The organism is Coprococcus sp. BIOML-A2 (genome assembly GCF_009875795.1).
Classification (GTDB): Bacteria; Bacillota; Clostridia; order Lachnospirales; family Lachnospiraceae; genus Coprococcus; species Coprococcus aceti.
In genome coordinates, this window is sequence record NZ_WWSI01000009.1 from 1 (window position 1) to 16,489 (window position 16,489).

General features: G+C 45.9%; 12 protein-coding genes. All 12 read left to right on the top strand.

The features are described from left to right. Positions 1-242 precede the first annotated feature (242 nt). Positions 243-1,289: a Fic family protein gene (locus tag GT575_RS13880; protein ID WP_161172244.1), complete on the top strand. Its 1,047-nt coding sequence runs from the start codon at positions 243-245 to the stop codon at positions 1,287-1,289. Between the two features lie 149 nt (positions 1,290-1,438). Beyond that, positions 1,439-2,506, top strand: coding sequence for a lysylphosphatidylglycerol synthase transmembrane domain-containing protein (locus tag GT575_RS13885; RefSeq protein WP_022216924.1), 1,068 nt, complete (start codon positions 1,439-1,441; stop codon positions 2,504-2,506). A 101-nt stretch (positions 2,507-2,607) separates the two neighbouring features. After that, positions 2,608-5,301, top strand: a complete 2,694-nt coding sequence (locus tag GT575_RS13890; RefSeq protein ID WP_161172245.1) for a translation factor GTPase family protein — start codon at positions 2,608-2,610, stop codon at positions 5,299-5,301. A 336-nt stretch (positions 5,302-5,637) separates the two neighbouring features. Then, on the top strand, positions 5,638-7,125 hold the full coding sequence (glpK, locus tag GT575_RS13895) for a glycerol kinase GlpK (protein WP_161172246.1): 1,488 nt from the start codon (positions 5,638-5,640) through the stop codon (positions 7,123-7,125). Between the two features lie 58 nt (positions 7,126-7,183). Further along, entirely contained in the window at positions 7,184-8,149 is a 966-nt protein-coding gene (locus GT575_RS13900) for an ROK family protein (protein WP_055273877.1), read from the top strand. A gap of 99 nt (positions 8,150-8,248) precedes the next feature. Next, positions 8,249-9,667, top strand: a complete 1,419-nt coding sequence (locus tag GT575_RS13905; protein WP_022216919.1) for a glycoside hydrolase family 1 protein — start codon at positions 8,249-8,251, stop codon at positions 9,665-9,667. Positions 9,668-10,089: 422 nt separating this feature from the next. Next, positions 10,090-11,064, top strand: a complete 975-nt coding sequence (locus GT575_RS13910; RefSeq protein ID WP_015534020.1) for an aldolase catalytic domain-containing protein — start codon at positions 10,090-10,092, stop codon at positions 11,062-11,064. 297 nt (positions 11,065-11,361) lie between these two features. Further along, a complete protein-coding gene (locus GT575_RS13915) occupies positions 11,362-12,318 on the top strand; it encodes a Gfo/Idh/MocA family protein (RefSeq protein ID WP_117874817.1) in 957 nt (318 codons plus the stop codon). Beyond that, positions 12,315-13,064, top strand: a complete 750-nt coding sequence (locus GT575_RS13920) for a lysophospholipid acyltransferase family protein (RefSeq protein WP_055147142.1) — start codon at positions 12,315-12,317, stop codon at positions 13,062-13,064. The genes GT575_RS13915 and GT575_RS13920 overlap by 4 nt, the downstream gene beginning before the upstream one ends. After that, on the top strand, positions 13,039-13,923 hold the full coding sequence (locus tag GT575_RS13925; protein WP_055147145.1) for a diacylglycerol/lipid kinase family protein: 885 nt from the start codon (positions 13,039-13,041) through the stop codon (positions 13,921-13,923). The genes GT575_RS13920 and GT575_RS13925 overlap by 26 nt, the downstream gene beginning before the upstream one ends. 105 nt (positions 13,924-14,028) lie before the next feature. Beyond that, positions 14,029-14,547 (top strand): pyridoxamine 5'-phosphate oxidase family protein, encoded by a 519-nt coding sequence (locus GT575_RS13930; RefSeq protein ID WP_015534017.1) that lies wholly within the window; start codon positions 14,029-14,031, stop codon positions 14,545-14,547. Between the two features lie 145 nt (positions 14,548-14,692). Then, positions 14,693-16,369, top strand: coding sequence for a glutamate--tRNA ligase (gene gltX / locus GT575_RS13935; protein WP_015534016.1), 1,677 nt, complete (start codon positions 14,693-14,695; stop codon positions 16,367-16,369). Positions 16,370-16,489 lie beyond the last annotated feature (120 nt).

Genomic DNA, 16,489 nt, shown 5'->3' on the forward strand with positions numbered 1-16,489 from the left:
CCGCACATTTTGTACGGTCGTTCATCAGCACCTCATTTTAGATATTTAACCTGTCTACTTGACAGGGGGCATATCATTTTGATGTGGTGGCTTTTTTTGAAAGTACCCTTAATTAGCTGCATAAATAGTATACAATTGGATAACCTTAAAACTGATAGAACTTTGAGGGGAAATGCCCTTAATTGGGTTGACTTTCCCTTAAAATGTGCTAATATTTAAGGGAAAAGGAGCAAATTAAGGGAATGAGAACTTTTAATTACAGTAAAATAAAAGAAGAAAAATGGGATTCTGAAGTGCTTGGACTCATAGCTGCAATATATAGATATGCAGGTAAACAGGAACTGTATTTAAGACAGCGTCCGGATGAACTGGATAAGCTTGTTGAGATAGCAAAGATCCAGAGCACGGAGGCGTCCAATGCCATAGAGGGTATAGTCACAACAAATACAAGAATAAAGCAGTTGGTTGAGGAGAAGACCACACCGAAGAACAGAGCCGAGGAAGAGATAGCAGGTTACAGGGATGTGCTGGGGGTTATACATGAAAGCTTTGATGCAATACCTATAACTCAGAATTATATACTTCAGCTGCATAAGATGTTGTACAGTCATATGAATAACCCATTTGCAGGAAGAACAAAGACGGTGCAGAATTATATCAGCGCAACTTATCCTGATGGGAAAACGGAAGTCCTGTTCACGCCGATGGCTCCATTTGAGACACCGGAAGCGCTGGACAGGATATGTGGAGAATACAACAGGGTGATCGGTAATTTCGAGGTGGAGCCGCTGATCGTCATTCCTGTTTTCATACATGATTTTCTGTGCATACACCCGTTTAATGATGGCAATGGCAGAATGAGCAGACTGCTCACAACGCTTCTGCTATATAGAAGTGGATTCTATGTTGGAAAGTATATTTCTCTTGAGGCAAAGATAGCGGGGAATAAGGAGTTATATTATGAGTCGCTTGGGAAAGTCCAGGCAGGCTGGCACGAGGGCACAGAGGACGTGATCCCGTTTATAAAGTATCTCCTTGGAACGATACTTGCTGCTTATAAGGATTTTGAGGAGCGCTTTGAAATCGTAGAGGAAAAATTACCTGCAATTGAGATGGTAAGAAAAGCAATACTGCTGAAAATAGGAAAGTTTACAAAGCAGGATATAATGGAACTTTGTCCGACTCTCAGCATCAGTTCGGTAGAGGGAGCACTCAGAAAACTCGTAAAAGAGGGCGATATAGGCAGAGGCGGTACAGGTAAGTCTACCTATTATGTCAGAATGAAATAACATATGCTTGTATTTTTTCCATTAGCTTGTTAATCTATTGTACGAAACATGAGATCAGCCGCTAATTGCCGGTGCATTTGAGATGGTGGGCAGATTGGGATAAGACTGATCTGAATGAATTGATATTAGGGGAAAAGGGATATAAGACTATGAAAAAACTATCAGATAGACAGAAAACACTTATAAAATGGTTGTGTGTGCTGGTGCTGGTCGGACTTATCATATATGTGTTCCGTGACATGGCAGGCCCTATAATGTCGCAGCTTGTAAAGACAAGTCCTGTGGTCGTGGCAGCTATTCTCGGAGCGACGCTTTTATACGGAGTGATAGAGAGCTGCATAACGTTTATCCTCATGCGACAGGTGGAGAACAATATGACATTTTTCGATGCAAATATTATGACGTATTTTGTGTCATTTTACAGGGTGTCAACGCTTGGGAGCGGTACCATAGTGGCATCCACATTGTTCATGAAACACTGCAGAATACAGCCGTCGAAAGCGCTTGGTCTGTACTCTATTGATTATGCGATACACAAGATGACCATATGTGTTATGGCGGTGGCATTGTTTCTTGCGAACAGAGAATATATGCTTGGAGTATTTGGCAAATACAGTTCATATGTTGTCCTCGGCGTTATAGCGACCATACTCATAACGATGGCGATAGTGCTTTTTGCGTGCTGGCCGCCGTTTCACAGATTCCTCAGATGGCTTCTTGAAAAAGCTGATGCTTTGTTTAAAGGACGATTTGCAAAGCAGATTGACAGTTTAAGTGGGCAGACAGCTATGATGGAGGATGCCACCAGGGTTGTACTTAAGAAACCGTGGCTTATAGTGGTAGTCATGCTGCTTGATATATGCAAGTTCGCGTGTTGGTTTGCCATACCTTATATAGTGTGTCACAACTTGTGTGATATGAATATTGTCACGTCAATAGGTATAACAGCCATGAGTGTCATGCTGGCGGCAGTCATTCCTATGCCGGGAGGAATCGGATCAAGTGAGCTTGTTATGACAGCGATCTATTCGGGACTTGTTGGTTCTGCTGCAGCCGGAGCCATGGCACTTCTCTATAGATTTGCCACATTCATGTTCCCTTTTATCATAGGTGCATTTACAGCCATATTCTTCAAGAGGTTCAAGAGATATAAGGCGGCGCAGAATGAAAAACAGGGAATCCCGGATGGTGATAGCATGGCGGATACAGACTCATAGCTGAACCGATAAATGAGTTTATAAAGAACCGATATATATCAATGGTCAGCAAGATGCATGGCAGGTGATATATATCGGCTGGTGAAGGGAAAAAGATACATATGAAGAACATAGTCGCGGGCATACTGGCCCACGTTGATTCGGGTAAGACCACCCTGTCGGAGGCGATGCTATATCAGGCAGGACAGATAAGAAAGCTTGGGCGGGTGGATCATCAGGATACATATCTAGATACGGACAGTCAGGAAAAGGACAGGGGGATCACGATATTTTCCAAGCAGGCAGAGCTTGCATATGCTGATATGCATATAGCTTTGCTTGACACTCCGGGACATGTGGATTTCGGAACAGAGATGGAAAGAACATTGCAGGTTCTTGATTATGTGGTTCTGGTCATCAACGGTATGGACGGAGTGCAGAGCCACACGGAGACCCTGTGGAAGCTGCTTGAGAGATATGGGATTCCTGTATTTATATTTGTCAATAAGATGGACATGACTGGCTATGACAGAGATTACCTCATGGACAATATCAGACACAGACTGAGTGATGGCTGTGTCGATTTTTTATGTGAAGATTCAGGAGAGCAGATCGCCATGTGCGATGAGGCCATGCTTGAACATTTTCTTGAGACTGGGGCAAATGATGAACAGGACGTGGTAAATGCCATTGCGGGCAGAAAGCTGTTCCCATGTTACTTTGGCTCTGCACTCAAGAATGAGGGCGTGTCAGAGCTTCTTGACGGCATGAACAGATATGTAGTGGAACCTGTGCGCGGGGAAGAATTTGGCGCCAGAGTGTTCAAGATAGGACGTGACGATAAGGGCGAGAGACTTACCTACATGAAGGTCACTGGAGGAGTGTTGAAGCTCAAGGATGTGCTGACGCTCAGAAACAGTCAGGGGGAGGAGAGCCATGAGAAGGTCAACCAGATAAGGGTGTACTCCGGTGCAAAGTACGACATGGTAACCCAGGTTCCCGCCGGATGTGTCTGTGCTGTTCCGGGACTGGTGAATACCTACGGCAGACAGGGAATCGGTGCCTGCCCGGATGGAGAGCTCCCAAGTCTGGAGCCGGTTCTCAGCTATAAGGTCATGTACCCGACTGATGTGGATGCGGTCACGATGGTGTCAAAGCTCAGATTGCTTGAGGAAGAGGATCCCCAGCTTCAGGTGCAGTGGAATGAGACTGCAGGAGAGATATACATCAAGGTCATGGGGCAGGTACAGCTTGAGGTAGTGGCTCAGATGGTAAGAGACAGGTTTGGAATTGCCATCACATACGGACAGGGCAGGATATCATACAAGGAGACGATCGCGGCTCCAGTCATGGGTGTAGGACATTTTGAACCGCTCAGGCACTACGCAGAGGTACATTTGTTGCTTGAACCTATGGAAAATGGCAGTGGAATGTGCTTTGACAGCATTTGCAGCGAGGATGTACTGGATAAGAACTGGCAGAGACTGATACTCACCCATCTTCAGGAGCGTGAGTTCAGGGGAGTGCTTACGGGATCGCCAATCACGGATATGAAGATAAGCATCACTGCGGGGCGCGCACATCAGAAGCACACTGAGGGTGGAGATTTCAGACAGGCGACATACAGGGCGGTGAGACAGGGCCTTATGATGGCGGAAAGTATCTTGCTGGAACCTGTGTATGCATTTAAAATAGAGGTACCACAGGAGTATGCCGGAAGGGTTCTTGCAGACATAGTGAAGATGAGCGGAACTATGGATGGTCAGGAGATATCCGGTGAGACGACAGTCATCACGGGACATGCCCCGGTATATACCATGAGAGAGTATTACAGTGAACTCACAGCATTTTCCAGAGGTACAGGCAGGCTTCAGGTGGATATAGACGGCTATCAGCCGTGCCACAACACCGAAGAGGTTCTGGCTGAGAGACACTATGATCCTGAGCTTGACAGGTTTAATCCATCTTCATCGGTATTCTGTGCCCATGGTGCAGGCTATCTGGTGGACTGGTATGATGTGTATGAGAACATGCATGTGAAGGAGGATCCGGGATTTGAGATCTCGGGCCAGCTTGGCTACACGGAAGATGGCTATGCTATGGATATTCCGGTGAACAGGCCGGGAAAGAGTGTATCGGAGATGTCCATAACAGATGAGGAGCTCAGCGAGATATTTGCAAGGACATTTGGCGGAGATTACAAGGACAAGGATGTGGCACTGAACGGAAGATTCAGGAGAACTACATCTGAGTATAAAGTAAATGGACAGTATAATAAGAGTCAGTCCAGAGACAGACAGCCTGGGAATGGGCCTCTTGTGGGCAGCAGACCAGCCGATAGAGGGATAGCAACACCTGGAGCATTCAAGCGCAGAAAGAGTGGCGAGGACTATGTCATAGTGGATGGCTACAACGTCATATTTGCGTGGGATACACTTCGGGAACTGTCGGAGCACAACATAGACTCCGCCAGAGGTAAGCTCATGGACATACTGTCAAACTATCAGGGATATATGAACTGTAAGTTAATAGTGGTATTTGACGGCTACAAGGTGAAGGACAACAAGGGCGAGAGATTCCCTTATGATGATATAGAGGTGGTGTACACCAAGGAGGGTGAGACCGCGGATGCGCATATAGAAAAGCTCACACATGAGCTTGCGAGAAAGCACAAGGTCACTGTGGTCACATCGGACGGACTGGAGCAGATAGTCACCATGGGCCAGGGTGCAATCCGCATGTCCTCAAGAGACTTCAAACTAGAGGTCGAGAGAGTGAACGAACATTTGAGAGAGAATTATCTGAAAATCGATTGAGAAAATTTGATCAAAACAATTAAGCTGAACTATTTGATTCTGGCTTATTTGATAGATACTTAAAAGGAAGAAGGTTAAAAGGTTTGTCAGGGCAAAATTGCCCGACGGACCATACATAATTACGGAGAACAGCGAGGCTTAACAGTGTATATAAACCAAGCTGATGGGTATGCCTTCGCAGGGGCATTTGAGCCCGCCGGTCCTTAGATGGTGCGCTAAGCAGCATCTTAGTACCGCTGCAGGGCGAAACGAGCGGGAGCGTCCCCTGAGAAGGCATACCCATCAGTTTGGTTGCAAAACACTAGAACCGAGCGTCCGTGTTAATAGGAGGGCAATTTGGCAGATTATATAATGGCGCTGGATCAGGGAACGACCAGCTCAAGGGCGATAATATTTGATAAGGAAGGCAGGATATGCTCAGTGAAACAGAAGGAGTTCACCCAGCATTTCCCGAATAACGGATGGGTGGAGCATGACCCTATGGAGATATGGGCAACCCAGATGTCGGTGATGATGGAGGCGAGGGAGACCATGGGAATCCGCACCGAGGACATAGCCGCAATAGGAATTACCAACCAGAGAGAGACAACCATAGTGTGGGATCGAAAGACCGGCAATCCGGTGTACCATGCCATAGTGTGGCAGTGCAGGAGAACTGCGGACAGGATAGAGCAGCTTAAGGCTGAAGAATATGACAAGGTGATAAGAGAGAAAACGGGACTGATAGTAGATCCGTATTTCTCTGCAACGAAGATAGAGTGGATACTTGATAATGTGCCTGGAGCCAGGGAACGCGCAGAGGCGGGGGAGCTGATGTTCGGAACCGTTGACACATGGCTTATATACAAGCTCACAGGCGGAAGAGTTCACGCAACGGACTACACAAACGCGTCGCGTACCATGCTTTTCAACATTCATACACTGGAGTGGGACAAGGAATTGCTTGCAAAGTTCAACATCCCGGAGAGCATGCTTCCGGCAGTGAGAAATTCCAGTGAGATATACGGATACACGGACAGGGAGATATTTGGCGGTGAGGTGCCTATAGCGGGAGTTGCCGGAGATCAGCAGGCTGCGCTGTTCGGACAGTGCTGCTTTGAGGCCGGTGATGTGAAGAACACCTACGGAACAGGTTGTTTCCTCCTCATGAATACGGGGGATAAGGCAGTTGACTCGCAGCAGGGACTTCTCACCACTATAGCCATAGGACTTGACGGAAAAGTCAGCTATGCGCTTGAGGGAAGTGTGTTTGTGGCTGGAGCAGCCATCAAGTGGCTCAGGGATGAGATGAAGCTCATAGACAATGCAGCGGACACTGAGCGCATTGCTCTGTCTGTGCCGGACAGTAATGGTGTATATGTGGTACCTGCATTTACGGGACTTGGCGCTCCTTACTGGGATGCGTACGCCAGAGGGGCAGTGTTCGGCCTTACAAGGGGAACAAATAAGGCGCACTTTGTCAGGGCGACAGTCGAATCGCTGGCATATGAGACATCGGATGTTCTTGCGGCTATGGAGATGGATGCAGGACTTCCTATCACAAGCCTTCGAGTGGACGGCGGCGCCAGCGCCAACAACTTCCTGATGCAGTTCCAGGCAGATATAGAGAATGCCGAGATAGTGCGGCCTGTGATCACGGAGACAACGGCTCTGGGTGTTGCATATCTGGCTGGACTTGCTGTTGGCTACTATGACAGTCTGGATGAGATCAAGGGCTACTGGAAGGCCGACAGAAGATTTGAGCCGGGGATAACCGAAGATAAGAGGGAGACGCTCCTTGCAGGCTGGAAGGACGCAGTGGAGAGAACGAGAGTGACAAGGTGAATATAAAAATATATATAGAAAGAAAAAGCAATGGGTAATGAGAAAACAGGAGGGACTTATGTATTTAGTATTTGATGTAGGGGCAACATTTATAAAGTATGCGTTAATGGACGATGAGGGCAATATATCGGGAAAGGGTAAGACTCCAACCGACAGATATGCCGAGGCTGGAACTCCGGCATTTGTGGCGCAGATCAAGAAGGTGTATGACGAGAAGGTACTGGACTGTGACATAACAGGAATTGCCATGGGGCTTCCTGGACAGATAGATGTCGAGCGCGGCATAGTGTACGGCGGTGGCGGGATCAAGTATCTTGATGGTGCACATCTTGGTGATCTCATATCAGAGGCATGCGGCGGTGTGTCTGTAGCCCTTGAGAACGATGGCAAATGTGCGGCTCTCGCAGAGTTGTGGCTGGGCAATGCCAGTACGGCTACAAATGCAGTAGTCGTTGTCGTGGGTACAGGAATCGGCGGTGGAATAATCATTGATAGAAAGATCCACAGAGGCAAGAGACTTCTGGCAGGTGAATTGTCATATGCCCTCATGAACATGACAAGGGAAGAAGCTGATAATGTCAGATGCTGTGAAGAGCTGACTGTTGAGGAGACATTTGAATATAACCCGTTCATGGTAACCTCAACATGTACTGCAAGCTCCATTACATACAAGGCATCCAAGATAATGCATATGAAGCCAGAAGAGGTGACCGGTGAGATGGTATATCAATGGATAGATGAGGGCAATCAGGAGATCATAGATATGGTTGAGGACTCATACTTCTCCATAGCAAAGCTCTGCTGTAACCTGTACATGACGATAGATCCGGATGTCATACTTATCGGAGGTGGAATGAGTGCCAATCCGAACTTTGTTCCGGGGGTTAAGAAGTATGTGGACAAGATAAGAAAGATTACAAAGACCTACGATGGCATGGTTATCGACACATGCAAGTTCCGCAATGATTCGAATCTTCTTGGCGCGTTGTACAACTATAAGCAGAAGTATGAGGGCGTGAAATAAAATCGCAATAAAACAAACGTAAGATGGAGATGAACTGGAACAGATGGTTCATCTCTTTTATAAATACTATTGAAAATGTAAATCCATGGAGGGAAAATTATGATAATCACAAAGAAACATGGACTTCCGGAGAATTTCCTCTGGGGAGCATCAACAAGCGCATATCAGGTTGAGGGCGCCAATCTGTCACACGGCAAGGGCCCAAGTGTGCAGGACATCAAGACAGTTCCAGCGGGAACAAGTGAGCTGGATGTGTGTGCTGATTTTTATCACAGATATGCAGAGGACATAGCCCTCATGGCTGAGATGGGATTCAAGACATTCAGATTCTCCATCGCGTGGAGCAGAGTCCTCCCAGAGGGAACCGGCAGAGTCAACCAGGAGGGAATTGACTTCTACAACAACGTGATAAATGAGTGCCTCAAGTACGGAATCGAGCCGCTTGTCACAATGTTCCATTTTGATCTTCCTGCGGCTCTTGAGAAAAAAGGTGGCTGGTCGAGAAGAGAGAGTGTTGACGAGTTTGTTGAATTTGCAAAGCTTCTCTACACAAATTATGGCGACAGAGTAAAGTACTGGCTGACGATCAATGAGCAGAACATGCTCACACTTGTGGGTGACGTGATTGGAACCTGCAACATGGAGGGCGTGACAAATAAATACAAGAAGCTTTATCAGGAGAATCACCACATGCTCCTTGCCCAGGCAAAGGCCATGAAGCTTCTCCATGAGATGTGTCCTGGTGCAAAGATTGGTCCTGCACCGAATATTTCACTGGTATATCCTGCCACATGCAAGCCGAAGGATGTCCTGGCGGCACAGAACTTCAACGCGATAAGAAACTGGCTTTACCTTGATATGGCAGTGTATGGAAGATACAACGACCTAGTGTGGAAGTTCCTTGAGGAGCATGATGCCATTCCAGTCATCGAGGACGGAGATATGGATATCATGGAGCAGGCAAATCCTGATTTTATAGGTTTCAATTATTATAATACTGCAACGGTTGAGTGGGATGACAGTCCGGTTGCTGTGACGGACTCAGAAAAAAAGGACCAGCAATCAGCTGGTATTGAGCCGGGGGTATACAAGGCGTATCCAAATCCAAATCTTCTTCGCACAGAGTTTGGCTGGGAGATAGACCCTGACGGCTTTAGGGCAACTATAAGAGAGATGTACAGCAGATATCACCTTCCTATGATCGTGACAGAGAATGGTCTTGGCGCATATGACAAGCTCACAGAGGACGGCAAGGTACACGACGACTATCGTATAGAATACTTAAGAAAGCATATAGAGCAGATCAAGCTGGCAGCAGATGAGGGCGCAGAGATGATGGGTTACTGCCCATGGTCAGCAATCGACCTCGTGTCAACTCACGAAGGAATCACCAAGAGATACGGCTTTATATATGTCAACAGAGATGAGTTTGACATGAAGGATCTTGCGAGATACAGAAAGGATTCCTTCTACTGGTACAAGAAGGTCATCGAGACTAACGGCGAGGATCTGAGCTAAAAATTATCCAGAAATCAACAATTTAGGCCTAAAAGATACAAAGTTCCAGAAAGTTGTATCTTTTGGGCTATATTTCGCTTGTTTAGGATAAAATTATCCTAAGACTTTGATTTCCCTGCGAAAAAGGATAAAAACAGAATCACCAAAGATTGCATTTTTGAATAAAGTCCTTGCATTAATTTATTTATGTGCTATACTAAATAAAGCCACTAACATACACCAACGCGTTAAAGTGACGTAAGTTTAAATTGAGAAAACTGAGGAGAAATATCTATAGGATACAAACTGGAAGACAGAGGTGTAGTAAATAGAATCAAACTGGAAAACAGCTTTGCAGTAAATAGACTCAGAAATATCAGAGAGAAAAACCAAAAGAGAAAAAGAGAAAATCAAAACAAAAAAACAAGAAGGAGGACACTATTATGATAGGCGGAGATCTGATCACCTACAGACCTGACATTCAGGTACTTGACGCAACAATAAGAGATGGAGGACTTGTCAACGATTTCTATTTTACTGACGAGTTTATAAGAGCCCTCTATGAAGCGAACATCAAGGCGGGGGTTGATTATATGGAATTCGGCTATAAGGCCTCCAAGGAAATGTTTGATGTGAACAAATTCGGCAAATGGAAGTTCTGCAACGAGGAGGATATAAGAGCCATCGTTGGAGAGAACAATACAGATCTGAAAATTTCAGTTATGGCTGATGTCGGAAGATGCGACTACAAGAAGGATATCATCGACAGAGCCGACAGTGTTATCGATCTGGTGAGGGTGGCGACATACATCAACACCATGCCTGCAGCCATCGAGATGATTGAGGATGCACATGCAAAGGGATACGAGACTACATGCAATATCATGGCAGTTTCAAAGGATCAGGAGTCGGATATCGATCTTGCCCTTGAGCTGCTTGGTAAGAGCAATGTAGATGGAATATACATTGTTGACAGCTACGGCTCACTGTACCCTGAGCAGATCAAGAAACTCGCGGAGAAATATGTCGCAGTTGGAGAGAAGTATGGCAAGAAGATAGGAATACATGCACACGACAACTTAAAGCTTGCCTATGCCAACACTGTTGAGGCAATGAGGAGTGGTGCGAGCATGCTCGATGGAACTGTAAGCTGTATGGGCAGGGGCGCAGGAAATTGTGCGCTTGAGCTTCTTCTTGGATTCCTCAGAAATCCAAAGTACAACCTGTACCACATCTTGAAGTTCATAGAGCAGTACATGGTTCCGCTCAAGGCAAAGGGAGATGCAGTATGGGGCTATGATGTGCCATACATGCTGACCGGAATGCTGAATCAGCATCCAAGGGAAGCCATCGATTTCATCAAGAATGAGAGACATGATTATGCAGATATGTACAGCTACCTTATGTACAGAGAGTAACATGCGGATTGTGGAACAACATATTTTACACTGTAGAATATGTGTAGCCGATAGAGATGCATAGTACAACATATATAGTGGGTTGGGTGCTTATTATGGTGCTCAAGATAAAGGGGAGGACTCCTGGTGTCAGTTATCGCTGGCATCAGGAGTTTTTCTTCTATTTTCCCGTCTGTGTGTTATAATCTGATATGTAGTGTCAAAATATGTCGAAAACAAAAAGAGATGTACTTTTGAAGATATATATGCAGTGTCAGCGCTGGAAAACAGATAGAAAAAACGGGAGGATGACAGCATATGAACATAGGAATATTAGGCGCAGGCAAGATTGCCGGTGTCATGGCAGATACGATAAATAAGATGGATGATGTGGAGCTGTATGCGGTAGGTTCAAGAACTTTGGAAAAGGCAAATGCATTTGCCAGGGAATTTGATATAGATAAGGCTTATGGAAGTTATGAAGAACTGGTAAGTGATGACGCGATAGATCTTATATATATTGCAACGCCGCATTCACATCACTATGAGCATATGAAGCTCTGCATAGAACATGGAAGAAATGTACTCTGCGAGAAAGCATTTACCTACGATGCTGCGCAGGCTGAGGAGATCGCAGCTCTGGCAGCGGAGAAGAAGGTGTATGTGGCTGAGGCAATATGGACGCGGTATATGCCGTCCAGACAGATAATAAATGAAATTCTTGAATCAGGTGTGATAGGGGATATCAGGACAATGACCTGCAATCTGTCCTATCCGATATCAAAGATAGAGCGCCTGATCAGACCAGAGCTGGCAGGGGGTGCCCTTTTAGACGTGGGAGTTTACGGGCTGAACTTCATTGTCATGCATATGGGAAAGGATATCTCGGATATTGAGTCCTCTGTTATGATGCACGAGACTGGAGTAGACGGACAGGAGAGTATAACCGTCAAATACAGAGACGGCAGGATGGCAGTGACAACCCACAGCATGTACGGAAGATCAGACAGAAAAGGCATCTTTTACGGTGAGAAGGGATACATGATAGTCCAGAATATAAATAATCCACAGTGGATAGATGTATTTGACTGCGAGGACAGACTGATAAGACATGTGGATGTGCCAAAGCAGATAAGCGGCTACGAGTACGAGGTCATGGAAAGCCTTGATATGATCAGACAGGGACAGTTCCAGAGTAAATCGATGCCTTTGTCAGAGTCTATATATATGATGAAGCTTATGGATGACATTAGAAAAGGGTGGAATAAAAAGTGATAATTATATATATACTTGGCGGAATCATAGCCATATTTCTGATGTACATACTTTTTCTCTTCGTGTGCAGTCTGTTCGTGAGAACTGACAGGCAGTATACGGAGGACAGCAGGTTCTACAGGCATCTGCTGTATGGTGCCACCGGATTTGCCATGTGGTTTCTAAGAGTGAAAATGCATGTGACTGGCATGGAGAAGATTCCAGTGGATGTCAAACCACTCTTTGTGGGAAATCATCTGTCAAATTATGATCCGCTGATAGAATGGCATGTATTTAAGAAGTGGGATGTGGCATTTGTATCCAAGCCGGAGAATTTTAAGATACCGATATTCGGCAGGATCATCAGAAGATGCTGCTTTATGCCGATAGACAGATCAGATCCGGGTAAGGCATTGTCTACGATCAAGACGGCTACCGAGATTCTCCAGAAGGGAGATATGGCAGTTGGAGTATACCCGGAGGGAACGAGAAACAGACAGGGCGGACTTCTGCCATTTCACACGGGTGTTTTCAGGATAGCCCAGAAAGCGCATGCGCCGATAGTCGTCATGGCGATACACGGAACGGAGAATATCTACAGGAATGTGCTGAGGCGCAGATCTGACGTCTATATAGATGTGGTGGATGTGATACCTGCCGATGAGGTAAAAGCAATGAAGAAGAATGAGATCAGCGACAGGGTGAGACTTGTCCTTGAGAAAGATGAAAAGGGTAAAAACTATGGGAAAGAAGTACATTTTATATAATTCACTGGCGGGCAACGGCAAATGTATGTATGACGTGCAGGCACTTGCAGATACATATCCTGATGCGATACTCAAGAAGATGACAGAGATCGCTTCATATGCGGAGTTCATGGGATCGCTTGCAGAGGATGACGAGGTTATCCTGTGCGGCGGTGACGGAACGCTGAACATATTTGTGAATGACATAAAGGACATGGATGTGAAGAATACCATCTACTATTATGCCTCCGGAAGCGGCAATGACTTTGCAAAGGACATAGGACATAACAGTCATGACACTCCGGATTACCAGATAAATCAGTACATACAGCATCTGCCGGAGGTGACGATCAACGGCAAAAAGTGGCTGTTCATGAACAATGTTGGATTCGGAATAGACGGTTACTGCTGTGAGGAGGGCGACCGCCAGAGGACAAAGAATGAGAAAACTCATAAGAACAAGCCTGTGAACTACACGGCTATAGCTATCAAAGGCCTGCTCTACGCATTCAAACCGAGAAATGCTGTGGTGAAAGTGGATGGAGTCCGTCATGAATATAAAAATGCCTGGCTCGTGCCAACCATGAATGGCAGATATTATGGCGGCGGAATGATGGCTACCCCCGGGCAGGACAGACTGAATCCGGAGCATACAGTTTCGGTTATGGTGTTCCACGGCAAGGGCAAGCTTGGAACCCTTATGATTTTTCCTTCTATATTCAAGGGGGAGCATGTCAAGTACGAAAAGCATGTTGATATATTCAACGCAAAAGAGGTTGAGGTTGAATTTGATCGTCCGACACCACTTCAGATAGACGGTGAGACGATACTTGGAGTTACATCATACAAAGTTAAAGCGTGGAGCCTGGATCAGAAATAAAAAAGTTTTGAAAATCCGAATAATATAAAGTTCAAAAAACTTGCAAATATGCTGACGTCATTTATACTATTTTAATAGATTGTACGCTGAAAAAGGAGGTATTGTATGCGGGAGATGCGGAGAAGTGACAGGATGATAACAGATCGTGAAGAGATAGTGGATGTACTTGATTCGTGTAAGGTGTTCCGGATGGCGGTTCACGATGAAGAGGGAATGTACATAGTTCCGCTGAATTTCGGTTATACCTACGAGGAGGATGTTCTGAAGCTTTATTTCCACTCTGCCGGTGAGGGCAGGAAGGTGGATGCTCTGGCAGCGGATCCGAAGGTGGCCATAGAGATGGACACAGATCACTATCTGGTTGAGGGACCAAATGCCTGCAGCTTTGGTTATCTCTACAGCAGTATCATGGGAAATGGCACAGCCAGAAAGCTGACAGATCCTGAGGAAAAGTGCGAGGCACTCAACTGCCTTATGAATCATCAGCTTGCGAGAAATACCGAGAATATGAGATCGTTTGACAAGGTAGAAAAGAAGAAGTATAACTACTCAGACCAGATGCTGGCAGCGGTAAATGTGTATGAGATAGTTGTGGAAAATTTTACGTGTAAGTCAAGGCGATAAGTATATGGAATCTATGCAATTGCCATTGTGGTTTAAGGAATTGACGTAAAACATAATACAAATTATAATCAGACAGGATATAATGAAGCGATCATCAAGCAGACTCTTGATGATAAGTGATATAGCAGAAAGGTGAAAACAGGAGATGGATTACAACAAATTAGCGGATTTGATATTTGCAGATATAACAGATACAGTGGATGACCTTGAGAAGAGATTTCCGGAGAGAGATCTTCCAGAGGGAGCAAGGGTAACAAGATTTGCGCCAAGCCCTACAGGATATATGCACATCGGTGGACTGTATGCAGCCATGATCTCAAGAAAGCTTGCAAAGCAGAGTGGCGGCGTGTTCTACCTCAGAATAGAGGACACTGACAGAAAGAGAGAGCTTGAGGACGGTGTAAATGAGATCATCAATTCGCTGAAGAAGTTTGACCTTGGATTTGACGAGGGACCATTTGAGGGCGGTGAGACTATATATGGTCCATATAAGCAGAGTGAGAGAAAAGAGATATATCAGACATGTGTCAAGAAGCTTATGCAGGAGGGATATGCATATCCTGACTTCACAACAGCCGAGGAGCTTGATGAGATCAGGGCAAAGCAGGAGGCTGCAAAGGTTGACATAGGATATTACGGCGAGTATGCAGTAGGAAGAAATCTGACATATGAGCAGATAGAGGAGAAGCTTGCAGCGGGCGAGCCATATGTTGTGAGACTCAAGAGTCCGGGCGAGGCAGGAAAGACTGTTATCTACAGCGATCCTATCAGGGGCAAGATTGAGATGCCTGAGAATATCATGGATGTGGTACTTCTGAAGTCAGACGGAATACCTACATACCATTTTGCACATGCAGTTGACGATCATTTCATGAGGACAAATCTTGTCATCAGAGGTGACGAGTGGCTTGCATCATATCCACTTCACAAGCAGCTCTTTGATCTGTGTGGATTTGCGCTTCCAAAGTATGCGCACATCGCACCTATCATGAAGCTTGAGGTTACAGTGGACGAGGAGGGCGAGCACCAGAGAAAGAGAAAGCTCAGCAAGAGAAAGGACCCGGAGGCTGCGGTTGGATTCTATGCAGAGCAGGGATTCCCATCAGTCAGCGTGCTTGAGTACCTTATGACAATAGCAAACTCCAACTACGAAGAGTGGCATGCAGCACATGCAGACAAGACAATAGACGACTTTACATTATCACTCAAGAAGATGCCTGTCAGCGGCGCACTTTTTGACATGGTGAAGCTCAATGATGTCAGCAAGGAGATGATCTCAAAGCTCACAGCCGAGGAGTGTTACGACCTCATCATGGAGTGGGCAAAGGAGCATGACGAGAACATATACACATTTGGCACACAGGATAAGGACGGCTTCATGAAGACCATCAATCTGTGGAAGATGTCAGGCAAGAAGGTCCGCAAGGATGTCGGCAAATGGTCAGATCTGCGCGCTATGTTCGGTTATCTGTACACTCCCGAGGACGAGCTGGATCTCCAGTATGAGATAGACGAGAAGTACACACCGGAGATGATCACAGAGGTTATCGAGGAGTACAAGAAGGATCTCTTCCTTGACTCAGAAGACTGGTTCTCAAGCATGAAGGTCATGGGCGAGAAGATCGGCTACTGTCCAAATGTCAAGGAGTACAAGCAGAATCCTGACGGATACAAGGGTAGCATCACAGATGTATGTACCATAGTAAGAGTTGCCATAACAGGCAAGCAGAACTCACCTGACCTGTTCACCATCATGAACGTGATAGGAAAAGACAAGACCGTGGGCAGACTGGACAAGTTCCTTGCGTGGGTGAATAGATAGGATGTATCAATTGGATGTGCACATTAAGTTGACATAGTCTGTATCGTGTTTGACATAACCATGCAGGAGCGCTCCCGCTCAACTCAGGCTGCAGCGGCACTAGCGCTCGCAGGCTCACTG